Annotated in this window: 10 protein-coding genes and 7 pseudogenes; 3 read left to right on the top strand and 14 right to left on the bottom strand. The window is 54.9% G+C overall.

Annotation, left to right across the window (positions count from 1 at the left end):
* Window position 1 precedes the first annotated feature (1 nt).
* The 6 genes and pseudogenes from AC4ANK_RS27435 to AC4ANK_RS27410 all read right to left on the bottom strand — a co-directional run.
* Window positions 2-259: pseudogene (locus AC4ANK_RS27435) on the bottom strand (DNA methyltransferase); the annotation flags it as partial.
* Entirely contained in the window at window positions 204-1,121 is a 918-nt protein-coding gene (locus AC4ANK_RS27430) for a DNA methyltransferase (RefSeq protein ID WP_460383786.1), read from the bottom strand. The gene AC4ANK_RS27430 and the pseudogene AC4ANK_RS27435, both read right to left, overlap by 56 nt.
* Window positions 1,121-4,036, bottom strand: a complete 2,916-nt coding sequence (locus tag AC4ANK_RS27425; RefSeq protein WP_460383784.1) for an ATP-dependent helicase — start codon at window positions 4,034-4,036, stop codon at window positions 1,121-1,123. The genes AC4ANK_RS27430 and AC4ANK_RS27425 overlap by 1 nt, the downstream gene beginning before the upstream one ends.
* A 386-nt stretch (window positions 4,037-4,422) precedes the next feature.
* Window positions 4,423-8,829, bottom strand: a complete 4,407-nt coding sequence (locus tag AC4ANK_RS27420) for an amino acid adenylation domain-containing protein (protein WP_489980875.1) — start codon at window positions 8,827-8,829, stop codon at window positions 4,423-4,425.
* Window positions 8,830-8,935: 106 nt separating this feature from the next.
* Window positions 8,936-10,212 (bottom strand): annotated as a pseudogene (locus AC4ANK_RS27415) (lysine N(6)-hydroxylase/L-ornithine N(5)-oxygenase family protein).
* Between the two features lie 69 nt (window positions 10,213-10,281).
* The gene (locus AC4ANK_RS27410; protein WP_460382697.1) at window positions 10,282-11,031 is read right to left on the bottom strand and encodes an IS5 family transposase; all 750 of its coding nucleotides are present in this window, start codon (window positions 11,029-11,031) and stop codon (window positions 10,282-10,284) included.
* Between the two features lie 78 nt (window positions 11,032-11,109).
* Here AC4ANK_RS27410 and AC4ANK_RS27405 point away from each other — a divergent pair.
* Together AC4ANK_RS27405 and hopAB1 are read left to right on the top strand one after the other, a co-directional pair.
* A pseudogene (locus AC4ANK_RS27405) lies at window positions 11,110-11,238 on the top strand (HU family DNA-binding protein); the annotation flags it as partial.
* A 664-nt stretch (window positions 11,239-11,902) separates the two neighbouring features.
* Entirely contained in the window at window positions 11,903-13,528 is a 1,626-nt protein-coding gene (hopAB1, locus tag AC4ANK_RS27400) for a type III secretion system effector protein HopAB1 (protein WP_057425337.1), read from the top strand.
* Between the two features lie 340 nt (window positions 13,529-13,868).
* Here hopAB1 and AC4ANK_RS27395 read toward each other — a convergent pair.
* The 4 genes and pseudogenes from AC4ANK_RS27395 to istA form a co-directional block, all read right to left on the bottom strand.
* Window positions 13,869-14,982, bottom strand: a pseudogene (locus tag AC4ANK_RS27395) (IS91 family transposase).
* Between the two features lie 373 nt (window positions 14,983-15,355).
* A complete protein-coding gene (locus tag AC4ANK_RS27390; RefSeq protein WP_460382697.1) occupies window positions 15,356-16,105 on the bottom strand; it encodes an IS5 family transposase in 750 nt (249 codons plus the stop codon).
* Window positions 16,106-16,353: 248 nt separating this feature from the next.
* Window positions 16,354-17,109, bottom strand: coding sequence for an IS21-like element ISPsy14 family helper ATPase IstB (gene istB, locus AC4ANK_RS27385; RefSeq protein ID WP_002552598.1), 756 nt, complete (start codon window positions 17,107-17,109; stop codon window positions 16,354-16,356).
* A gap of 20 nt (window positions 17,110-17,129) precedes the next feature.
* Window positions 17,130-18,644: an IS21 family transposase gene (istA, locus tag AC4ANK_RS27380; protein WP_054082386.1), complete on the bottom strand. Its 1,515-nt coding sequence runs from the start codon at window positions 18,642-18,644 to the stop codon at window positions 17,130-17,132.
* 231 nt (window positions 18,645-18,875) lie between these two features.
* Between istA and hopQ1-1 the strand changes: the two genes are divergently transcribed.
* Entirely contained in the window at window positions 18,876-20,099 is a 1,224-nt protein-coding gene (gene hopQ1-1, locus AC4ANK_RS27375; RefSeq protein ID WP_031598314.1) for a type III secretion system effector HopQ1-1, read from the top strand.
* Between the two features lie 115 nt (window positions 20,100-20,214).
* Here hopQ1-1 and hopD1 read toward each other — a convergent pair whose 3' ends face one another.
* The 4 genes and pseudogenes from hopD1 to AC4ANK_RS27355 all read right to left on the bottom strand — a co-directional run.
* Window positions 20,215-22,332 carry a type III secretion system effector HopD1 gene (gene hopD1, locus AC4ANK_RS27370; protein WP_080719030.1) on the bottom strand — a complete coding sequence of 706 codons (2,118 nt, stop codon included), beginning with the start codon at window positions 22,330-22,332 and terminating at the stop codon, window positions 20,215-20,217.
* Between the two features lie 346 nt (window positions 22,333-22,678).
* A pseudogene (locus tag AC4ANK_RS27365) lies at window positions 22,679-23,544 on the bottom strand (transposase); the annotation flags it as partial.
* A gap of 50 nt (window positions 23,545-23,594) precedes the next feature.
* Window positions 23,595-24,068: pseudogene (locus AC4ANK_RS27360) on the bottom strand (IS5 family transposase); the annotation flags it as partial.
* A gap of 213 nt (window positions 24,069-24,281) precedes the next feature.
* Window positions 24,282-24,434 (bottom strand): annotated as a pseudogene (locus tag AC4ANK_RS27355) (ATP-binding protein); the annotation flags it as partial.
* Between the last annotated feature and the right edge of the window lie 190 nt (window positions 24,435-24,624).

The following is a 24,624-nucleotide window of genomic DNA, read 5'->3' as shown; positions in this document are numbered from 1 at the left end:
CTGCAGCTTGGGTCGTACCTGACCCCATGAAACAGTCAAGTACCAAGTCACCGGGATTCGAAGCAGCCCGAACAATCCGCTCAACTAATGATTCAGGCTTCTGTGTTGGGTATCCCACTGCCTCGACAGCTAAGTTGTGCAGCTTGTTGATATCTATCCATAGATCCTGAATTACCGTCCCTTCATGCTCGCTCTCATAGCGCTTAAGACGAGGAACCCCCCCCCGACTTCGGATAATGGATGCGCCCCTCACGGTCATAAGCTTCCATTTTGGCCTTGGTCGTTGCCCATGTACGCCCTGCTGATGGCCAGACACCCTTCCACTCATATACCAGGTTTCCCCCGTCGCCGTGACGGGGCGCATCCATCGGGAGCCGGTTGTATCGCTCATTTCGCTCCGTATCGAACGAATCGAAAAATGTTTCGACGTACTCCTTATCAATTTTTTGAAGTACTTTGTTCCACGTGCGATCCGGAGACTTGGAAAAGTAATAAATAGTGTCGTGAATGCTTCCGCATCGCCCCGGATCGTTATGCGCAAAAGCCTTGCGCCAAATTATCTCGTTTACGAAGCGCTCCTTGCCGAAGATTTCCTCGAGGATGCAGCGTACAAAATGGGTTACTCCGGTTCCAACATGAACGAAAATTGCTCCCGTTTCTGAAAGAAGCTCCCGCAATAGAACCAGCCGCTCATAGAGAAATTGGAGATACTCATCGTTGTTCCAAATGTCAGTGTATTGCTTTTCCTCGAATGAGGACTGGTCGCCGACGGCCTTCTCGGACTTCAGTTGAATTGATTTTTTGTAATCTGCTTTTGAGTCGAAAGGCGGGTCGATATAGATCAGATCCACCTTGCCTCGGTATTCCTTGAGCAGATGACTCATCACCTGAAGGTTATCGCCCCAGTAAACCTTGTTGCGCCACCCGTCTACCTCTTCGCCGTGAATTTCTTTCAACTGCGCAGGGTAGTACTGAGTAGAAGAGAACGGGCGTTTACCGCGCCAGTTGAGCATCGGATAGCCCTTGATAGGCTCGAACTGATACTTCTCGACGTTGATGGATCCGTCATCAGGTGCAGACATCTGCAAACTCTGCTGCTCTGGAGTAATATTTTTAGTCACTAGTCGTTGTTCCTGAATTTCCAATTCTTGGTGTCGCAGTAGGCGCGCATGTCACAGCTCTGGCAGAGCTTGGCAGGACGCATAGCGATGCGGTAGTCCTGATGCTCGATGCGCGCAACGATGTCGTCGAACTGCGCGATGGTCTTTCCAATGGAGCGGTCGTCCTTGCTGAAAGAAACGTAGGGGTTGCCTCCGTCCTCACCTGTGTAATAGAGATGCATCCGACTCACCTTCTGGCCGGTGCGCTCCTCCACCAGGTGGGCATAGACCTCCAACTGGTGCCGGTACTGCTGGAGGCGGCTCCGATCCTTTTCCATGTCGGGCTTTTTCTCCGACTTGAAATCGATAATTTCAACCGTGTCATGCTCTCCCCGAATGAGGTCGACGCTGCCTTTAAGGATGTAATTATCCTTCACTAGCGAAATCTCGACCTCGGCCTCCTTGATGCGATCCCAATTTCCGCTTTCACGCTCGAAGTAGCGCATCACATGCAACAATGCCGCCTGCTGCGAGCTAGGGGCCAGGTATACGCGTTCCTTCTTCGAAATCTGGGCATAATTTCCCGAGAACCAGGAGGCAACGCGCTCTCGAGATAACGTACTTTCTTCGCCACGCAAAACAGTTTTGTGGATGTCTTCGATAGTTTGATGGACAAGTGTACCGAACAGCATCGGGCTTTCACGGATTGGCGCGAACTCCAGTTCCTTGAAGAAGCGATACTGTTCGGCGCAGTTTTCGAACACGGTGATGTGAGAGGTGAACGAGTACTCGCGCTTGAGACTAATCTGCTTGACCTCCTCGTAGCTGAGGGACTCGAGATCAACATCACGCCAGCTTGGCAGCTCGTAGAACAACCGCTCGAAATATTTGGACGGAGATTTACCGTGCCCTTGCTTTTCTTGAGTCGCCAACACCAGCAGATTCTGCGCGCGGGAGAATGCGGTATAAAACAGCCTCCAAAAATCAAAGTTTTTGATGTGATCGAGAGGTTCAAAACGTTTCTTCGAGAGGTAACCTCCGTCTTCTAGCAGCACATCTAGCGCGCTGTATTGCTTCCGTGGCACCGCCTCCAGGGATCCGCAGATCACCACAGGGAACTCCAGCCCCTTGGATTGATGAATAGTGAGGAAAGATACGCAGCCCTTAGGCGCGTACTCTGTCTCGTCCTCATACTCGCCAATACCTCCATCCACCAGAAAGCGTAGAAACTGGTTGAACAAGTCACGGATGTTCTTCTCCAGCCATTCCGGGTTGAGCACACTGACGAAATGTAGGTACTCAAACTTCATGAGCAGCTTGGAAAATGTACCGAGGTTGCGCGCTGAGCGGCCTTTATCCACCCCTCGAACTGCATCTTCGGAGAGAAAGTGTGCAAATAGGGGGAACTGGAGCAGCTGATAAAACAGGCCAGAGAATGCATAGTCGGTGTTCTGGGTCAACGCCGCATGGCGTTTGGCCAACGGGCGAGCCCAATCCAACAGAGGCTTATTCTCCGGCTTTCGCAGTTCCGTGATAAAGGCTGCGAAACACTGTCGATCGTAGTATTCCCAGATTGGTAGAGTGATACCTTCTGCCCACGCCCGCACCTTGGGGAACTGCGGAAACAGAAAGATCAGCGCGCCGATCATTAGGCGGATTTCTTCACGCGCGAAAAACATGTTTGAGCGCGGCGAGAACACGGGCACACCTTGGGTTTCGAGAAAGCGCGCGAGCGCGACCGCCTTTTCGCTCTTCACCGAGCGAAATAGAAAAGCGATCTGATTCCAGTCCGTCAGCTTGCCCGTAGCCTTCATGTTGTTTAGGAAGGACAACATTTCGGCGTGCCAATTGTGGTTTTCGTCATTGCCGTCAGCGGCAGCAAGTCGTACCACCGTAGGCACGTCGGGGAAGTCGTCCTCACGGGGAACGATTTGCTTGGCGAAGCGGAAGGTATGCGTGCCGTCGTCCCACGTCTGCTCGCGCATCCACTCGTTGTAAAAGCGGATGATGTCTGGATGCGAGCGGTAGTTGACAGTAAGGGCAACCTGCTTGCATTGCCCCTCATCAAAGAGCGACGGAAACTCTAGGATGTTGCGAATGGTCGCCCCACGAAAGCGATACAGACCTTGATCATCATCACCCACAACGCATAGGTTGCGCTTCTCACCCGCCAGTATCAGGAGGATACGCTCCTGAATGGTGTTGGTGTCCTGGTACTCGTCCACCATCAGGTAAGTCAGTTTCTTGCGCAATTGCGCCGCCACTTCCGGATGCTTTTCAAGCAATTGCAGCGCCTCGAACTGGATACCAGAGAAGTCGAGAGAGTTGTTTGCATGCAACAGCTCCTGATACTTGAGGAAGCACGTGACCAGCGCACGGATCTCCACTTCAGAAGCCGCCGACAGCGTCGTGAGGTCGAGGGCTTCTTCGCCGACTTTGTTAAGCCACTTGAGCAGGCTCTCTGACTGTGCCCAGCGGCCCGATTGATCGATCCCCATGATGAGATGAGAGTCAGCCAGCACACGGAAATCCTTGATGTGCTGGTAGATAAAGTATTGCTGATCGAACTGATCGAGTAGCGTGAAGCTGCGTTTGAGCCGTGTGAACTCGCGGAAGTCCTCTAATATCCGTAGACAGACAGAATGGAAGGTACCGAGGTACATTTCATTCAAATTGAAACGGATGCCGAGTTCGGCGAGACGATTCGAGATACGAGTGGTCAGTTCCCGCGCAGCTTTGTCAGTGAAGGTCACTACGAGTAAAGACTCTGGTGATACCCCTTTTTGTGTGATCAGGTAGACAATGCGTTCTACTAGAGTGAAGGTCTTACCAGATCCCGGACCGGCAATGATGAGCACCGGGCCATCGGTGGCCAGGATCGCTTCAAGTTGCTGTGGATTCGCTTTGCTTTGAAGGTGGGTCTCGCCGGAGGTCATTCCGTTTCCTCGTTATCTACCGCCCCCGTAACGGGACGACTTTCAGCCCACCAATCTAGGTCCTTGGGAGGAGGCACCTGAATCACCTAGGTACAGACCCCTCAGATTACCATCCGCAGCAATACGATAAATAGGGCTGACCATCCAGAGACTATTTCTCAAGCACGATCATGACTGGTAGAGCCGCAAGGGTGGGCTAGGTGTACATAGGTGTGAATGGGTATCGAAAGGGGCATATGCTTCGATCGGACCAGGTGAATGGCATCGGAATAGATGATCAAGGCTCAGGGCGTCACTAAAGGACTCAGTATTCCAAAGGGTATTCCAAAGAAAATATTAAAAAATATAAATCCACTAAATTCAACAAGTTATAAGCGCGGTTCAGATTACCCCGGCCAACGCAGCAGGTGATGTTCAATCTCCCCGGGCTCAAGACGCTGACCACGCAGCTTGAGTTGCTGGTCGGCCCGTCCCACGAACTCGACAACCCCTTGCGCCGTCCAACGTGCCAGATCACCCGTACGATAAAGCCGTGAGCCCGGTTCTCCCCACGGGTTATCCACAAACATCTGACGAGTCAATTCAGGCTGTCCCAAGTAACCACGGGCCAGCCCGACCCCCGCGATGTGCAGCTCCCCGACGACCCCCACCGGCTGCGGTTGACCGCTCGCATCAAGAATGTGCAGCTGCATGTTCTGCATCGGGGCGCCAATCGGAATCACGCTACGCTTGTCGCCGGGTTGGCAGAGCCAGCGGCAGACCCCGATCGACGCTTCCGTCGGACCATAGAAGTTGCTCAGTTCACTGCGTGTGCCACTGGCGAAAAAGCCCTGCGCCAGATCACCGGACATCGCATCGCCGCCACAAATTACGTGACGCAGTGCTTTCGCATTGCACCATCCGGGCTGGTTAATCATCACCTGCAACATCGAAGGCGTCAGTTGAACCACCGATATCTGCTCCCGGACGATTGCTTCAAGCAGATATTGCGGGTCACGTTGCATGCCCGGCGGGGCCATCACTGCCGTCGCCCCCGCGACCAGGGGCCAGAGCATTTCCAATGCCGAAATATCGAACCCGATAGGTGCCTTGACCAACAAACGATCTTCCGCGCCCAAACCGATCTGTTTGTGAATCCAGTCAACGAAGTTGATCCAGCCACGATGCTCGACCATCACTCCCTTGGGTGCTCCCGTCGAACCCGATGTGTACATGACGTAAGCCAAATCGCTACAGCCGGCCAAAGTACCCGGATTGTTCATGGGCAACGCTGACAAAGCACTGCGCGCTTCATCAAGCACAAACAAGGTTGACGGTTCAACGTCCAGTTGGCTCTGCGCCCGATCGTGGCAAAGCACCAAGGCGGCAGCACAATCCTTCAGTATCAGGTTCAATCGCTGCAATGGAAGCTCGGGGTCGAGTGCAACATACGCTGCACCTGCCTTGAGCACGCCCAGTACGCCGACGACCAGATCCACAGAGCGTTCCAGGAGCACTCCAACCAGGCTCCCCACCCCTGCTCCGCGTGCTTGCAGTGCATAAGCCAGCTGATTCGCCCGCTCGTTGAGCTGACTGTAGCTCAAGCACTCGGCACCACATATCAGCGCTACGGCATTCGGGCTACGCTCGACCTGCGCCTCGAAAAGTGCTGACATGCTCACGTCGGCTGGATAATCCGTCGCCGTATCGTTGAGCGCTTGCACAAAAAGCCTGTCTTCATTCGCCACCAGATCAAGCGTATTCAGCCGCTGACATGGATCATCCACAATGGCAACCAACAGGGTGGTAAACGAATTCGCCAGACGCTGGACCGTGGCCTCATCGAACAGATCACTCGAGTAATTCCAGTCAAATCGTATCCCATAAGATAACTGACAATAGCCCACCACAAGGTCGAACTTAGCCCCAGGCAACTTCAGCTCCTGCACGCAGGTCATGACATTCGATATCTCAATGACTGGCATCTGTGGCGCTTCGGCCAGCATGATCTGAAACAAAGGATGCCGGCCCGGTTCTCGAGCCGGATTGAGCAACTCCACCACCTGATCAAACGGCAAGGGCTGGTTGTAATCCTGCAGGATGCGCTGGCGCGACACCGCCAGAAAATCGATAAAAGTTTGCTGCGCGGCGCAATCGAAACGCAATGCCACCGGGTTGACGAAATAACCGACGACCCCTTCGAACTCTTTGCGCGAACGCGAAGACGATGGCACACCAATAACTACATCCTCGCTGCCACCATAACGCGCCAGCAATAGCGCAAATGCCGTCTGCAGCAATATCGTCAATGTTGTGCCATTGCTCATTGCCAAGTGTCGCAGCCGATCGCCAAGGACATCGGACAGTTCACAACTCAAGGTCCGTCCGCCATGATCCAGGGCGTTCAAACGAGGTCGATCCGTCGGCAATGCATGAACCGGAGGTAGATGCGCCAACCGCACCATCCAATATGCCTGCCGTTGCTGCACAACCTCCCCGACCAGAACATCCCGCTCCCAATTGGCATAGTCCAGGTAACGCACTGGCAAAGCGTCGAGAGCGAGGGTGGTACCGTTCAGCTTCGCCGCATATATCTGAACGAATTCATGCAGCAGAATCTGCACAGAATGTTCATCCACGGCGATGTGATGGAAGGTCAACAACAGACGATGTTGATCGACCACTCGTACCAGACTGCATCGAACCATCAACTGGCGCTCAAGATCGAATGCCTGTAGCGCCTGGTTTACCAGCCAGACCTGGGCCGCGCCCTCATCGATAACTTCATGCATGGCCACTAACAATAGTGTACCGACCTGATCCATGGGCAGGATGTGCTGCCAGGCGTGACCACCCCTCTCCCGATACTGAGTCCGCAGGATCGGGTGTCGCTCGATCAGGACAAGCAATGCTGCTTGAATGCGTCCGTCTAGGATCAGTTGCAAAGGTATGTTGTACAGGCCTGGAGCGACGCCAAAGCGCTCAGTCATCCATATCTGCTGCTGGGAAGAAGACAATGGGCCCTGCACAATCTGCTGCGGATCGGAAATCACCAAAGCTTGCGTGTTCGCGCCAGTCAACAGGTCAATCTGTTCAGCCAGTGCGGCGACCGTAGGGTGTTCGAAGATCTGCGAGAAACGCACATCGGCGTTGAACTTGGCATTGAGCTCATTGGCTAGATTGATAGCCAGCAACGAGTGTCCACCCAACTCGAAAAAGTTGTCATGGCGACCGACCTTGTCCACTTTCAGCACCGTCTGCCATAGCGTTGCCAGCGCTCGCTCCATCTCGCCCTCAGGGGCCTCATACACCTGCAGGCACAATGATTGCGCATCCGGTTTGGGCAAGCGCCGCTGATCCAGCTTGCCGTTGACGGTCAGGGGCAACTGCTCCAGCATGACAATGGCACTCGGCACCATATAGCCCGGCAGATAGCGCCCCAACTGGCGACGCATGTCAGCCACGCTTGCCTGGGCCCCCACCACATAGGCCACCAACCGCGAATCACCCGGCTCGTCTTCACGCAATACGACCGCGGCCTGACTGACTCCGGCGCAACGCAGCAGGTGATGTTCAATCTCCCCGGGCTCAAGACGCTGACCACGCAGCTTGAGTTGCTGGTCGGCCCGTCCCACGAACTCGACAACCCCTTGCGCCGTCCAACGTGCCAGATCACCCGTACGATAAAGCCGTGAGCCCGGTTCTCCCCACGGGTTATCCACAAACATCTGACGAGTCAATTCAGGCTGTCCCAAGTAACCACGGGCCAGCCCGGCCCCCGCGATGTGCAGCTCCCCGACGACCCCCACCGGCTGCGGTTGACCGCTCGCATCAAGAATGTGCAGCTGCATGTTCTGCATCGGGGCGCCAATCGGAATCACGCTACGCTTGTCGCCGGGTTGGCAGAGCCAGCGGCAGACCCCGATCGACGCTTCCGTCGGACCATAGAAGTTGCTCAGTTCACTGCGTGTGCCACTGGCGAAAAAGCCCTGCGCCAGATCACCGGACATCGCATCGCCGCCACAAATTACGTGACGCAGTGCTTTCGCATTGCACCATCCGGGCTGGTTAATCATCACCTGCAACATCGAAGGCGTCAGTTGAACCACCGATATCTGCTCCCGGACGATTGCTTCAAGCAGATATTGTGGGTCACGTTGCATGCCCGGCGGGGCCATCACTGCCGTCGCCCCCGCGACCAGGGGCCAGAGCATTTCCAATGCCGAAATATCGAACCCGATAGGTGCCTTGACCAACAAACGATCTTCCGCGCCCAAACCGATCTGTTTGTGAATCCAGTCAACGAAGTTGATCCAGCCACGATGCTCGACCATCACTCCCTTGGGTGCTCCCGTCGAACCCGATGTGTACATGACGTAAGCCAAATCGCTACAGCCGGCCAAAGTACCCGGATTGTTCATGGGCAACGCTGACAAAGCACTGCGCGCTTCATCAAGCACAAACAAGGTTGACGGTTCAACGTCCAGTTGACTCTGCGCCCGATCGTGGCAAAGCACCAAGGCGGCAGCACAATCCTTCAGTATCAGGTTCAATCGCTGCAATGGAAGCTCGGGGTCGAGTGCAACATACGCTGCACCTGCCTTGAGCACGCCCAGCACGCCCACGACCAGGTCTACAGAGCGCTCCAGGTGCACTCCAACCAAGCTTCCGCCCCCTGCTCCGCGTGCTCGCAGTGCATAAGCCAGCTGATTCGCCCGCTCGTTGAGCTGGGTGTAGCTCAAGCAATCGGCACCACAGATCAATGCCGCAGCATTGGGGCTACGATTGACCTGCGCCTCGAAAAGTCCAGCCATGCTCACGTCGGCCGGGTAATCAGTTGTCGTATCGTTCCATGAATGAATCAATGGCTCATCGTATTCATGTACCAAACTTTGCTGCGGCATTGTGAAAACGTCCTTGTCAGATGACTTCATGTACACGCGCTGCGTCATAGTGCGCAATATCATCGAGGATCTCAGCCGAGCGAGCAGGCAATATCGACAGTAGAGTGTCACTCAGCCCATGAGAGGCCTCACAGCCTCCCTGCAGATAGACATTGCAATCAGGATGCTTGGGAAAGTTAAGGCGATATTGTCGGGAAATAACCGCAGGACCTTGCAACTGGAAAGATTCCAACAATGAGAGGTAAGAAGAGCGCTCGTAGCCTGTTGCCAGGAAAACGGCATCGTATTGGCCCTCCCATCTCCGACCTCCCATTGCGGAGTGAAGCTCTAGGTCCAGTACAATCGTCTCCCCAAGCGTTCGCACCGATTCGATCCGGGTCGAAAGATGAACTGAGTGCCTGCTGTGCCCCACCACGCGCTGCTGGTAAATATGCTCGTACATGCGTTCGATGACATCCTTGTCTGCTACTGAGTAATTGGTTGAGGCAAACGCTTCAAGGAACGCCTTTCGGTCGTGCTGAGATCGCCCATACATTTCGTCGACAAACAGCGGGTCAAAAATTTCATTGACGAAAGGACTGTCATCTGCGACGCGAAGCGCCTGACCTCTGCAGAACAAATCAACACTGGCTTCTGGATAACGCTGCGTTAAGTCAACAAATAGCTCAGCAGAACTCTGACCTGCTCCGACCACCGCAACTCTGCTGATCGCAGGAAACTTTTCGATAGCTTGCAAATATCGGGACGAATGGTAAACATTGGATTCTCCGACGAAATCAGTGAACGCGGGGGGCACTCGACCACGCCCGCCCACACCGATAACAACATTGCGTGCGCGATAATAGAATGTACTTTGAGCATTGCGTGTCACAACCTTAATGACTCCGCCAGCCTCAGGCTCTATCGCTACGACCTCCTGGCCGTAGTGAACCGGAACATCCACCCGCGACGCGACCCACGCCAGGTAGTCATTGAACTCTATTCTACTGGGAAAGAACGTCTGCAGATTTATGAACTCCGAGAGCCGCCTTTCTCGTGCAAATAACTGATAAAGGTATGCCGACTATGCGGATTCCTAAGCGTGACCAAATCTTTAAGAAAGCTGATTTGCATCTTGCTTCCAGGCAAAAGCATGTCCTGGTGCCATACAAAATTATCCTGCTTTTCTAGAAATAAAGTGCTCAAGGGACGAGATACCGAACACTGACGTTCTTCGACCGCTACGGCAAAGGCCAGATTGGATGGGCCGAAACCTACACCTATCACATCCAAGATTTGATTTCCCAAGTCCATACTTCGATCCTGATTCCTTGATTTCAAATACTTTTAAACTTGCTTGATAACCTAGGGTCTGTTCCCGTTTCACATTGGCAGCCACAGAAAAGCGCAGGCCATTGCTATGACGCTTTCATAGTTTCTCTTGAGTTTGTCGAACCGAGAAGCCGCCGCCCGGAAATGCTTCAACCGGGCAAAGGCGTTTTCTACGAGATGTCGATTGCGATATAACCCTTTGTCCAGATCTGCGTTCCCTTTCAGAGAATTGCGCTTTCGTGGAATCACCACTTTGCTGCCTTGCTGCTCGACCTGAGCGCGTATCGCTTCAGTGTCGTAGCCCTTGTCCGCAATGATCACTTCTGCATTGGGCATCTTGGCAATCAACGAGGCCGCCTGCGAACAATCATTGGTCTGGCCTCCGGTCACGTCAAATGCAATGGGCAGCCCACAAGCGTCTACAGCCAGGTGAATCTTGCTGGTGTTACCGGCTCGGCTTTTTCCGATGGCCTGGTCCTGCGTGCTGGCAGCACCTGCACTGTGCTGATGAGCCTTTACATAACTGCCATCAATGAAAACCCACTCCATGTCAGGATCGGTCATCAGCACCTCAAGCACCTTGACCCACTTGCCTGAAGCAGACCAGGCATTGAACCGCTTGTAGACCTTGCTCCAGTTTCCAAACGCTTTCGGCAGGTCTCGCCAAGGGCAACCCACACGCATGCGGTACAGCATGCCTTCAACCGTGGTGCGCAAATCTCGCTTGTTGTAGATCGATTCGTGCAGCAAAATTTCTCGAAGCTTCGGCCAGTGCTCATCACTGAGCATTAATCGGGGCATTGCAGGCTCGTATTGGTGTTGTGTGAGAACTCCAACAATACGGGCCTGTTCTCATAGAGATCAATGGGTTACGTCGAAACGGGAACAGACCCTAGCGCCGCTATCGAAATCGCTGCCAAGAAAGTCGTTAAGCTCGTTCCAGCCAAGGTGCTGAACGACGCGATCAACAAGGGGAGCCCGCAGAATTCGGGAAAAATCGTACGTTAAGCACTGCCGACAGGAGGCATGCCTTCGCGCAACCTGGAATGTGTCCGATTGAAGCACACCTCAATCCGGCGTCAGGCTACTCACTGGCACCGCGTGAGACTAGGGCCGTTTTCTGCATTTTCTGACGCCGAGGCGTCTATCTTTATGGTTTCAACTGACAGGTAGAATGCTTAGCGTACGATTTTGTCCGTTTTCTCTACTCCCCCCGTAAACACCAGAGGTCATGACTGATCACCTTGTAAGGCGTTAGGGCGAGGATCATGAGCGGATAAAAGGATCAATGTGCACTGCCGTCGTTGATGTGAAGCGGGTTGGACCTGCGTGAGGGATACCTGAAAAATCGTATGGGAAATTCAGTCCCAATTAGCGAACGAGGCCCTCACGTGCGTCTTTCATCAGGGTCCGAGCGATCAGCTCAAGATGACCGTTTGTAGTACCGCAGTCCTTCACCTTCTTTCCGAAGGTCCGGCACATGCAGCGGAGTCAAACAGAAACTATTGGGCTTGTGCTCAATGGGGAAGCCCTTGTAGTACGGTTTTGTCCGTTTTCTCTATCGACCCCATATGCATCAGTAGTGGAACCATTTATGTCCGATCGCCAACTCATGTCCAATTGCCGAAGCCGGAACAGTTCGCAACCATGAGATCAGGAGTGGAGAGTCTATATGCCGGGTATCAACGGAGCAGGACCATCAAATTTTTTTTGGCAGTGGCGCACAGACGGCGAGCCAGTAACTGAGCGCGAACATGACTCCAGTCGCAGTGCCAGCTCGGCGAACAGTCCGGAGTTGCCGCCGCCCGCATCTCCTGCGGAATCCGGACGCCAGAGGTTGCTACGATCCAGCGCGTTGTCGCGGCAAACCAGAGAATGGCTGGAGGCAACGCCTGCCCGTGTCCAAGGCGCCAATCCGCCCGCAGAAGCCAGGCAGTCGCCTGAGGCACAACAGGCAGAGCGCATCGTTCAGGAGTTGGTCAGGGGAGGCGCTGATCTTAATAATGTTCGCACCATGCTCAGAAATGTAATGGATAACAACGCCGTAGCTTTTTCTCGAGTCGAACGGGATATCTTGCTTCAACATTTTCCTAACATGCCTATGACTGGAATCAGCAGCGACTCGGTGCTCGCTAACGAGCTCCGGCAGAGGCTTCGTCAAACGGTCCGCCAACAAAGAGCTTTGGTACAATCGTCAACGCCTGCCCGCCTCGCAGACTCATCATCAGGAAGCAGCCAGCGTTCGTTAATTGGGCGGTCCACTATGTTGATGACACCGGGCCGAAGCTCGTCTTCGAGCGCGGCGGCTTCTAGAACATCGGTCGACAGGCATCCTCAAGGCCTGGACCTGGAATCAGCACGCCTCGCCAGTGCTGCGAGGCATAATCATAGTGCCAACCAGACTAACGAAGCACTGCGCAGATTGACTCAAGAGGGAGTGGACATGGAGCGCCTGCGCACCTCTCTTGGTCGCTATATAATGTCGCTTGAACCGCTACCCCCAGATTTGAGGCGCGCGTTAGAAAGTGTAGGCATTAATCCCTTTATACCAGAGGAGTTGAGCTTGGTGGATCACCCCGTGTTGAACTTCAGTGCTGCGCTGAACCGCATGCTCGCTTCGCGTCAGACCACTACGAACAGTCCGGAATTGCCGCCGCTCGCATCTTCTGCGGAATCCGGACGCCGGAGGCTGCTACGTTCCCCACCGTTGTTGTCTGGCCAAAGAGAATGGATTGAGCAGAACATGCGGCAAGGAGCAGAGCCTCAATCCTCACGCCTCAATAGGGCTGTAAGATTGGCGGTGATGCCACCGCAGAAGGAAAATGAAGATAATGTGGCTTACGCAATACGCTTGCGTAGACTGAACCCGGGTGCGGATGTAAGTAGGGTAGTTGCATCCTTTATAACTGACCCGGCGGCTCGACAGCAAGTTGTGGATGATATCCGCGCAGCCTTGGATATAGCTCCACAATTTAGTCAATTGCGTACAATCTCGAAGGCAGATGCTGAATCTGAAGAGTTGGGTTTCAGAGATGCGGCAGATCACCCCGACAACGCGACGTCCTGCCTTTTTGGTGAAGAGTTGTCACTGAGTAATCCGGATCAGCAGGTAATCGGTCTAGCGGTTAATCCGACGGATAAGCCGCAGCCTTACAGCCAAGAGGTAAACAAGGCTCTTACATTCATGGATATGAAAAAACTTGCCCAATACCTGGCAGACAAGCCCGAGCATCCGCTGAACAGACAAAGGCTTGATGCCAAAAATATCGCTAAGTACGCTTTTAAAATTGTTCCATGACCGTCAGCGTTTTTCAAGAGAGCATCGGTCGCCAAGGCGAAATCCGTGATCGGACCACTGAGGGTCAACATTACCGTATTGCCGACCTGCATTTGCTTGCGGCGGTCATCAACGGTACATCTCGGTCGTGCGGTCACAGAGCGGCGAAATGAAGGGCTTGATGCATAGGAATTTCAAAATGCCTATGCATCAGGCTGACGCTATGAAGGAGGCGTCATGCCTTCATAGCGATGCGTAGTAAGACGCTGATGCGTTACTTATGCAGTGCAAATACCTATAAATAAGCGTTAACGCAGGTTATTTAACCGCGAAGCTTAGGTGCGGACGCACCTTCCCCCTGTCAGGGCTTCACGTACCTCATCTGCGCGATCGCCTGAGCGTTGAGGATCAGTCCCAGCACCGTCAGCCCGCTGATTGCCGCCGTGTATATCATCCGCGCGCCACACAGCCACGCAACGGAGCGGATCGACGTTTAGAAAGGCTTTGGCCATCTGCACAAAATACAGCTTCGGTGTTGGTCCTGGCGTCGCCATCTTCAGTGCTTCATAGACCTTTGGCACGTACTGCCCGCAGACCCGATTGGCCAGAAAACCAAAATACCGGATCATCCGGAAATGCTTCTCCGGGATGTGCTGCACCACCCGGCGCAGGATGTCGGCCTGGCTTAGCGTTTCCTGCTGATAGGTCTGCGTGCGGTGATCCAGGTAGGTGAAGCTCAACGTGGCCCCGCAGGTGTAATGCGCCAGACGACTGCCCGAGATCGGCGGTTTTTTCAGGTAGCGGCCCAGGTAATTGACGGTCTTTCGCCCGTTTTTCGTCTTCTTCGACAAGTGGATGTGCCAGTGCTGACCACCAGCGTTGAGCACAAGGTGACGCCAGTCATTTTCGCTCTGCAGATGAGCGTTTTCAGGTGGGACGGTGGTGTGCTCCCACTGACTGAGCAGGTACTGGCGTACATTCCACATCCAGCGTCGACGCAAGGCTGATGGATGAAACGACAGATCTTTCCATACACCTGCGTCATCGATTCCACCCAAGGTGACCGAGACATGGATGTGTGGGTGCCAGTTAAGTCGCCGGCCTTAGGTGTGAATGGCGCAGAAAACACCCACCTCCACGCCCCGGCGTCGGCCCGCATAGAGCAGGTTGTCGACGGCCAGGCGACACAAGGCATCGAGCCAGTGACGGTTATGAAAGAACAGCGGCCACAGGGTGTCAGGCAATGTGAACACCAGGTGTTGCCAGGTACACTCGGGTAAGCGGTGCTGTTGATTGGCGATCCACTGATCGGTAGCCTTTTTGCCGCAGGATGGACAGGCGCGGCAACTGCAGGTGTTGCAGAGGTATTTGACGTGCGGGCAGCTGTCGTTGCCGCAGGTGTAGTGTTTGACGCCCAGGATCGAGGTGCCGCAGGCCAGCATTTTGCTGACGGACTCGACTTCGATGTCGCGCAAGCCGCCCTCCTCGAGGAGGTGTGCCTAGCATTGATTGGCGGTGAAGAGGTTTTTGAGCGGTCGAGGTGTGTAGGCTGGACTCATCTGAAGCAGCGGCGGTGGGTAAGCAGGCTTCATGATGATCAATAACGGGCCTCATGACAAAGCTCAAATCCATGTTTCTGCTGCTACGCGATCGCAAGAACGGGGCGATTTGCAGCCGCAGGCTGCCCTGTTCTAACCCGGAGCGAGCTGCACTTGACCCTGGTGATGAAACCGAAACGGCGTTGCTTGCCACACAGCAGGTTCATCTATCCAGGAGGTCGACTCAATGCATCGTCCTATCACCGCAGGCCATACCACCTCACGTCTCATCCTAGGGTCTGTTCCCGTTTCACATTGGCAGCCACAGAAAAGCGCAGGCCATTGCTATGACGCTTTCATAGTTTCTCTTGAGTTTGTCGAACCGAGAAGCCGCCGCCCGGAAATGCTTCAACCGGGCAAAGGCGTTTTCTACGAGATGTCGATTGCGATATAACCCTTTGTCCAGATCTGCGTTCCCTTTCAGAGAATTGCGCTTTCGTGGAATCACCACTTTGCTGCCTTGCTGCTCGACCTGAGCGCGTATCGCTTCAGTGTCGTAGCCCTTGTCCGCAATGATCACTTCTGCATTGGGCATCTTGGCAATCAACGAGGCCGCCTGCGAACAATCATTGGTCTGGCCTCCGGTCACGTCAAATGCAATGGGCAGCCCACAAGCGTCTACAGCCAGGTGAATCTTGCTGGTGTTACCGGCTCGGCTTTTTCCGATGGCCTGGTCCTGCGTGCTGGCAGCACCTGCACTGTGCTGATGAGCCTTTACATAGCTGCCATCAATGAAAACCCACTCCATGTCAGGATCGGTCATCAGCACCTCAAGCACCTTGACCCACTTGCCTGAAGCAGACCAGGCATTGAACCGCTTGTAGACCTTGCTCCAGTTTCCAAACGCTTTCGGCAGGTCTCGCCAAGGGCAACCCACACGCATGCGGTACAGCATGCCTTCAACCGTGGTGCGCAAATCTCGCTTGTTGTAGATCGATTCGTGCAGCAAAATTTCTCGAAGCTTCGGCCAGTGCTCATCACTGAGCATTAATCGGGGCATTGCAGGCTCGTATTGGTGTTGTGTGAGAACTCCAACAATACGGGCCTGTTCTCATAGAGATCAATGGGTTACGTCGAAACGGGAACAGACCCTAGATCAGTTACAACAAATATCACGTACCCCATCGGAAAGTACCGCGCAATCTGCGAATTCCACGTCATCCGGACACTCAGCCCACCAACATCCGGACACTCGTTCCACGCTTATCCGGACAGGCAGTCGGAGCGCAGCGACGCAGGTTTGCATTGTTAGTCTGAAGCCCCTGCCGCCGTCAATTTCGTTGCGCGCCTGCGCATCGATTCACCCTTCAGTTCAATTCGATAAGCGTTATGCACCAGCCGGTCGAGGATCGCATCGCCCAAGGTCGGATCGCCGATCAACGCATGCCATTTGTCCACTGGCATTTGGCTGGTCACCAGCGTCGAGCGGTTGCCGTAGCGGTCGTCCAGCAGCTCAAGCATGTCGCGCCGTTGCGCGGCGGTAAACGGTGCCAGGCCCCAGTCGTCCAGGATCAGCAGGTCAGTCTTGGCGTAGCCGGCCATCAATTTGGCGAAGCGGCCATCGCCGTGGGCCAGGCCTAGTTCTTCCATCAAGCGCGGCAGACGCAGATAGCGCACGCTGTAACCGTCGCGGCAGGCTTTGTGAGCCAGCGCGCAGGCAAGCCAGGTTTTACCTACGCCCGTCGGCCCGCCGATGATCAGGTTCAGGCCATCGCGCAGCCATTGGCCGCTGCCCAGTTGCAGGATCAAGGCCTTATCCAGGCCACGCGGGCTGCGGTAGTCGATGTCTTCCAGGCAGGCGTTGTGGCGCAACCGCGCGGCTTTGAGGCGGGTGGTCAGGCGGGCGTCTTCGCGCTCGGTCAGCTCGCGATCGACCATCAGACCGAAGCGTTCGTCGAAGCTCAGATCATTGATATCAGGCGTTGCGTGTTGTTCGCCCAGCGACTTGATCATGCCGTGCAGGCGCAAGGTTTGTAGCTTGTCGAGCGTTGGATTCGGTAGCATTTCGAAGCTCCTTTCTCAGGTCAGTGGTAGTAGCCCGGGCCACGCAGGTTGATGTGCTCGTCAGGCAGCAGCGGCAGGTTTTGCTGGGCCAGCGGCAGGCGCTCCAGCCCTTGGCGCAGGATCGACTCGAGGCTTTTGTAGCTGCATGCGCCCAGTGCCAGCGCCCGCTGGCACGCGGCTTCCAGCCGCGCTTCGCCGTGCTGTTTGCTCAGGCGCAGGATGCCCAGGCAGGCGCGGAAGCCGTGTTGCGGATGGATTCGGCGTTCGAGGATGTAGGTGATGACGCCGGCGGTGTTAGGCCCGGTCTGCTCTGCCCAGCGGATCAGCCGTTGCGGTGTCCATTCGGCGTGCTCGCGGTGGCTCTTGGGCATGTGCTCGGTTTGGGTGGTGTGGCGGCCTTTGTGCTGCGAGCGAAGGTGGCTGGCCACGCGCTGGTTGGCGTGGAAGCACTCGACGGTCTGGGCCGTGAGCCGCACTTCGACTTGGTGCTTCACCAGCTGGTACGGCACCGAGTAAAAGTGGCCATCGACCTCAACGTGATAGTCGATATGGACGCGTACCTTTTTCCATTCGGCATAGACGTACGGGTGTTCCGGCAGGCCTTCCAGGGCCGGTTGGTCGATGGCCTCGAAGGCTGACCGGCGTGAGCCGGGCAGCTTTTTGAAGGGCTTGTGGTTGAGGCGATCCAGCAGTAGCGCGATGGCTGTGTTGAGTTCGCCAAGCGAGAAGAACTGGCGGTTGCGCAGCACCGCCAGGATCCAGCGTTCGACCACTTGCACGCCGACTTCGACCTTGGCTTTGTCCTTGGGCTTGCGCGAGCGAGCAGGCAAGACGGCGACGCCGTAATGCTCGGCCAGATCGCGGTAGCTGGGGTTGATATCCGGCTCGTAACGGTGCGCTTTAGTCACGCCACTGCGCAGATTATCGGGCACCAGGATCTGCGTTGTGCCGCCGAAAAAAGCAAAGCATCGGACGTGCGAGCCCAGCCAGTCGGGCAGTTTCTGCGACCAGGTGGCCTCGGCAAAGGTGTAGCTGGACGCGCCGAGAACGGCGACGAAGATCTGAGCCTGACGGATCTCGCCGGTTTGTCGGTCGATGACCGGCGCTGTTTGCCCGGCGTAATCGACGAACAGCTTTTCGCCAGCACGATGCTCCTGGCGCATGACCACGTCGACCTTGGCGGTCCAAAGGCGGTAGTGCTCGCAGAACCAGCTGTATTGGAAGCCTTGCGGGTGAGCGAGTCGATATTCCTGCCAGAGCAAGGCCAAAGTGACGCCGGGGCGGCGCAACTCCGCGTGTACCCATGCCCAGTCAGGCATTGGGCGCTGGTCGGTCGGCACTGGCACTGCCGGTGGAAACAGCCGTCGATTCAACTCCGCGTCAGAAATATCGATGGGCCACTGAAGCCCACTGGCGGCGAACCGGCAAAGGTAATCCCCTGCACTCGAATGGCCGATGGATAAGCTGGCGGCGATCTTGCGCACGGACAGGCCAGCGTCGAACTTTAGGCGTAGTACCTCTCGGATTTTACGCATGGATAAACGCTCCACGACGACCTCTTCGCTTCGAAAAAAGAGGTCGATAGTAGTGAATAGTCCTGCGTTGCTGCCTGCCTGAAAGTGTCCGGATGGCCGTGGAATCGGTGTCCAGATGCTTGTGGAATGAGTGTCCGGATCAGCATGGAATCAGTGTCCGGATGTTGGTGGAATGGGTGTCCGGATAGTCGTGGAATCCGCACGCAATCAGCACTTTCTCAGCAAGCAAGCATGAGCAGCCCAGTTTTGGAGCGGTCGAAAAGTGCGCCAGCTTTATTGACTGCGGCACAGCGCACGATGCTTGCACAAGTGGGAGCCTGTAACTCTCATCTGACCTCAGACGAAAACATGGCCATCAATGAACTGAGATTACACAAGCCCCGGTTACCTAAGGATACGTGGTTTTTCACTGATCCTAACAAGGACCCGGATGATGTCGTGACCTACACCTTGGGCAAGCAATTGCAGGCTGAGGGCTTTGTGCACATCACGGACGTAGTGGCAACACTGGGTGATGCTGAAGTTCGCTCTCAACGTGCCGAGATGGCCAAAGGCGTGTTCAACAAGCTTGGGTTGCATGACGTGCATGTGTCGCGTGGTCGGGATTACGCGATGAATTCGCTTCAGTCGAAGGAACATGCCAAATTTTTACTGGAAGGTCATGCTTTAAGGGCTGGACCTGGTGAAATACACCGCGACAGCTTGCAGGACATGAGCAGGCGCTTGGCCCGTGCGCCACATGGAGTCGGTATTGTCGTAATTGCAGGCATGAGTGATATCAATGCTCTCATCACTACCTGCCCGGATATGGTGCGCGAACGGGTTGATGGCATCACCATCATGGGCGGCGTCGAGCCTTTAAAGGACGCAGATGGTTTTGTACAGCCTGATGCACGCGCTTACAACAATGCGACCGACATGGATGCTGCGCGCAGTCTTTATCGGAAAGCGCAGGAGCTTGGCATTCCACTTCGTATAGTGACAAAGGAGGCGGCCTATAAAACGGCGGTTTCGCCTTCATTTTACGAAGGGATAGCGGGGAGCGGACATCCAGTAGGCCACTACCTGAGAGACGTTCAGAAGAGTGCGTTGAAAGGCCTCTGGGAAGGTATTCAAGCTGGATTGCTTCCCGGGTTGGATGACTCATGGTTCTTTCGGACGTTCATGCCGAATGCACAGATTGAAGCAGCACAACTGGATAAAAATAAAGAGAGTTCGTTTGAAGATATCTGGCCTAAGGTGACGAAGCTAAACCTGTATGATCCTCTGACATTACTGGCCTCAGTGCCAGGGGCGGCAAAACTGCTATTTAAACCAAAAGCTATACACACAGAAGGATTTGGTGTTGTAGAGCAAGTAGGTCCAGATGATGTGACGCATCCAGAGAAAGCAAGGTTATTGATGTCCGCTTTAGCCAAATCTGCGCTTGCCCAGTCGACGGTAGCCCCAGATTGACCCGTAGTGCCGACAAATGTGGGAGCATCCGCGATGGCGAGGGTAGCACGGTGAAAAACCATGCTACCCGCCTGACTGCTGCTCGTGAAGTCCAGTAGATCGCGTCGACTATGATTCAGGGTGCGGGCTGCCGCGACGTGTCGGGCACAGCCAGGTCTTGATACGGAATACGTTCGGCCAATGGAGCCTCACCATATCCAAGCTTCCGAACCAGGGCGGGAATTGCCTCAAAGCTGGCATTCATGCCGTTGACAATCGCAGATCCCACATGGCGCAGGAACTCGCTCCGGGGAGCCAGCATTTGATGTAGCTCCTCTGCGGAAATGTCACGGTCTCCAGCTTCCATGTGCTGGCTGGCCCGCGCAAGGATGGTTTGTACCACGCGTGCATGCTTGGCATTGTCGGAATCAAATAGCCCGGGAACGTTGACACGCCCGCCAAGCGCCAACGCGTTCAGAGCGATGGCTTCGATTGGATTGAAGACGGCGCTCCGGAAAATACGCAGTACCTGTTCCGACAGCAGCCCGGTTGCCTTGTTGCTGGCAATCAGTGGAATCATCCCGACAATCGATGCGAGCCCCATGGACTTGACAGCGGTGCTTTCGCCCGGAGCGATATCCAGCGCATGGCGCGTCATCCGCTCAATCGTCTTTTTGGTGTCCACCCCCTCGCCTGGATGAGCCATCACGCCGTCCTTCATGCTCTGGAATAAGCCAGCACGCATCAGCTCTTCACTTTCCTTGACCTCGGGTGGAATACCGGAGGCGGCGCCAAAGATGGCCGCTTCAGTTGTCACTGAGTTTGCCGCAAGATCGCCGACTCTGGATTTGAAACCTGCATACTGCAAAACATTATTGGGGAATGACACCACCGAGGAAATGGCACCGGCCTTCAACGCCTTGGGAAGTAGATCGCTCATGGACCACTCCTCACCTTTCATGCCCTTGATGATGGCGAGTACGCACATGGTGTCCATGGACTCGATAATCAAAGGAGGCACTGAATCGATTCCAGCCAATTGCAGGGCATATTGGCTCGGTGAGAAATTTTTGCCGAAGATGGCATTTTTCAACAGCTCAGAAGCGCCAAGCTCCCATGCCGAGCCGAGTATGCTGCTGACCCCGATGCTGCCGGCTAGACCGCCGAGCTGGAATTCCTTCTTGGTGGCTACATGCAACAATTCCTGTGCGCCCAGGCGAACCTGAAGATCGTCATCCCCCTTGAGTTTCTGGTTGATGAACTCGGAGAGGACATCGTCATTGGACGTGATCTTGGGAGCACATGAGGCGAGAAACGCTTTCGCGCTATTCTGGCCGATTGATGCGTTTGGACCAAATGCCGCAGCCCCCCGCTCGATGGCCTTGAGCAATAAGGGGATATGGATGTCTGCGTTGACATCCTCATCTACCCGCTCCGACGAGTTGGCACCGGACATCAGTTGCGCCTTCTCCACCGTAAAGGCGCCTTTGAATTCCTCAAGTGCTTTCTCAATATCCCGACGTGGCCGCATTTCCAGCTGGACCCCGGCAATGCTCGCGGCCTGTGGTGGAAATGCCTGGTCGGCCTGCGCAAACGATAGCAGGGCCTGCACTACCGGGTTATCGGAAACAAGGCTGCCAGATTCCCTGCGGACCGACCCTAGATGCACGGGCTTTGGCTGTGATGGCGGACGAGAATGGTCTGGCGAGCTCAGTAACGAAGTTTCCAGTCTACTGCTATCTACTGCATCTTGTGAGAGAACGCGACTCATAACTAGATGGGTCCGTTCACTCAAGACAGAAGATGCTGAACCATGTGCGGGCGGGGGGCTGGGTACGTCGAAGGATATGGCTTTCGAAGAGCCATGCAAATGTGCGCTGACGATGTCGTACTCTGATTGATCATTTAATCGGGCCTTAACCGTCAGCTCGTTATTAATCAAGAGGTCGGTTCTCACGGTATCGGTGTCAGCTGGCAGACAGATTGACGCTTTATAGGTTACTTGCGTGTGGTTACTGGATTGAAATTGAAATGTGCCATCCTGCAGAGCTTTGCGTACCAGTGATGCAAGGCGTTGGTGTTCGGCATTAGCTGAAAGGCGTTCTAGAGCCTGGTGAGCGCTTTGGCTCAATTGAGAAGGTGAAATCCTTTTAGGATGGGATTTCTGGGCCTGAGGGCCCACCGCGTCTAATGGCTGACCGCCACTGATTGGGGGAGTTGTAATGTTGTGTTGAATAGATTGTAGAGGATTCATAGCGCTGTCAGCTGTCCCGGATGAATTAATCGGATCCAATGTGTGGTCGCAAGAGCTCTTGGGTTCCAAAGACAGACTCAAAACCGGCGAATGCGTCGAGCGGGAAGCACACCACTGACATGGACACACTGCGCGACGAAATGCTCGCGGCGGATTTGCCGATCTGCCCCGTTCATTTTCACTCGCAGCTAATGTGAGTTGCCAGCGATGTAATGCAAGCAGACGCAGCTGAATGCAAGCTCGCTCGCAACTAATGTGAGCCAGAGGGCTGCGTCAGTCGCAGTTAATCTGAGCCTAAAAGTGTGCTGATTGCGAGCACGGTCGTTTTCGATTGCAAGCCGCTACAACTACGGCCTCGATGTTGCTGTTGACCCGTCGCTCGCAAAACGCGATAAAACGTCGCTTCCGACGCCAGATAGCGCCCTTGATCGGCCAGGCGCGGCACGATCTGGCTCGGCGGCAGGTGAGCGTACTCCGCGCTGTTGCACAGCGTCACAATGGTCTGTCGCTCTGCCTCGTTCAGCGCATTTGGCGGCGTTGGCCTTGTGGCAGTCGTTTGCGCATCGGTCTGGATAGCGTCTGTCTGAGTCCACCGTTGCAAGGTGCGCAGCGACAGAACAACTTCCCGACAGGCCCTGATTTTTCTGGCTCACGCCGCGACCGCTTCGCCCAGCCAGGCCACGAGTAACTGCCGCTCTGGCAGAGACGTTAGTTGTCCTCGTCGTCGGTCGTCCCCCAATAGTCGTTGAGCTTTTTTCGCAGCACCAACAACGCGGCTGTTTCAGCGAGCGCCTTGTCTTTGCGGCGCAGTTCGCGCTCAAGTTCCTGGATGCGTTTCTTGTCTTTGCGCGCCTGGTCTCGTTCTTCTTTTTGCAGGGCCTTTTCCGATTTCTGGCCGGTGATGAAGGCTTGTCGCCAGGCCGTGATTTGCTCGGGGTAAAGGCCTTTGCGGCGGCAGTATTCACCCAGGTCGATCTCGGACAAACCGGCGGCTTCAAGCACGACAGCAAACTTGGTTTCGGCTGACCAGTTCTCGGTCAACGGCTTGTTTTCAGACACTGCACTTCCTTCGGCACCGAGCTGCTTGCGCCAGTTGGACAAAGACATTTCACTGACCCCTTCGCGCCGGGAAACCTCGGCCATCGACAGGTTCAGCGGGGGAAGCAGCATTTTGAGTAATGCGGCTCTGCGTTCAGGTGAATAGTACGGCACGACCAGTCTCTTTCCGCCCCCGATATACTTTTTTAGGAAAAATCGGAGAGGCGACAACTATCCTGACACCGGGGGGAACTGGGCGCGTGAATCAGCGTGGCATCGACGATGGTGCCTTGACGCAACGACAAGCCACGGTCGCCCAGATAACCATTAATTACGCCGAGAATCCCGGTCGCCAACTCGTGCTTTTCCAGCAGACGACGGAAGTTGAGAATGGTGGTTTCGTCTGGAATTCGCTCCAGGCTCAGGCCTGAAAACTGACGCAGGATGGTCGTCTCATACAGCGCTTCTTCCATCGCCGGATCGCTGTAGCCGAACCAGTTCTGCATCAGATGAACACGCAGCATCGCCATCAGTGGGTAGGCGGGCCGGCCACCTTCTCCTTTTGGATAATAGGGCTCAATCAGGGCAATCAAACCTTTCCAGGGCACCACCTGATCCATCTCGATCAGGAACAATTCCTTACGGGTCTGCTTGCGCTTGCCGGCATACTCGGCGTCGGCGAAGGTCATCTGTTTCATCATCGAAAAGCTCGGCGACTGGTGTCCGGAGATTTTGCCAAATTAGGAAGTCTTTTTCAGAGTTTCCTTAAGATAATTGCATCTGAAGGGGTGTCTCGTATAAATAAGATGGTGTAAACAAAATAAATTAAGCTTTCACTCCCTTGTCTGAATAGCCTTCAAGCCATACCTAAAGGCCATCACTGCGGGCACTGCTTGCCTAACACTGTCCATAGTGGTGATGACCACGCTGGTGTGTTCGCACAGCTTGGACAGCAGGTGAAATAGCAGTGCGCCACCGCTTTGGCATAAAGGCAAATACCCCAGTTCATCAAGTATCACCAGATATGTGCGAAGCAGTCCTTGGGCGATTCGCCCTGCCTTGCCAAAGAGAACACGCCGGAGTGGTGGTCAGGCCAGACTCGTTGTGACATTTTGATGACGGTCGTGGGAACCGATCTGGCTGCACAGCCACTCAGTTACTGTTGTTTATTACCGCAACGAAGAAGGCTCTAATCGGTAGACCCCATAGTATTCCAGTCACAAGCTTGTAATGGAGATGTAGACCACGTCCTAT

This window comes from Pseudomonas sp. Pmew2, assembly GCF_058129885.1.
This window is presented reverse-complemented; position numbering and strand designations above follow the sequence as displayed.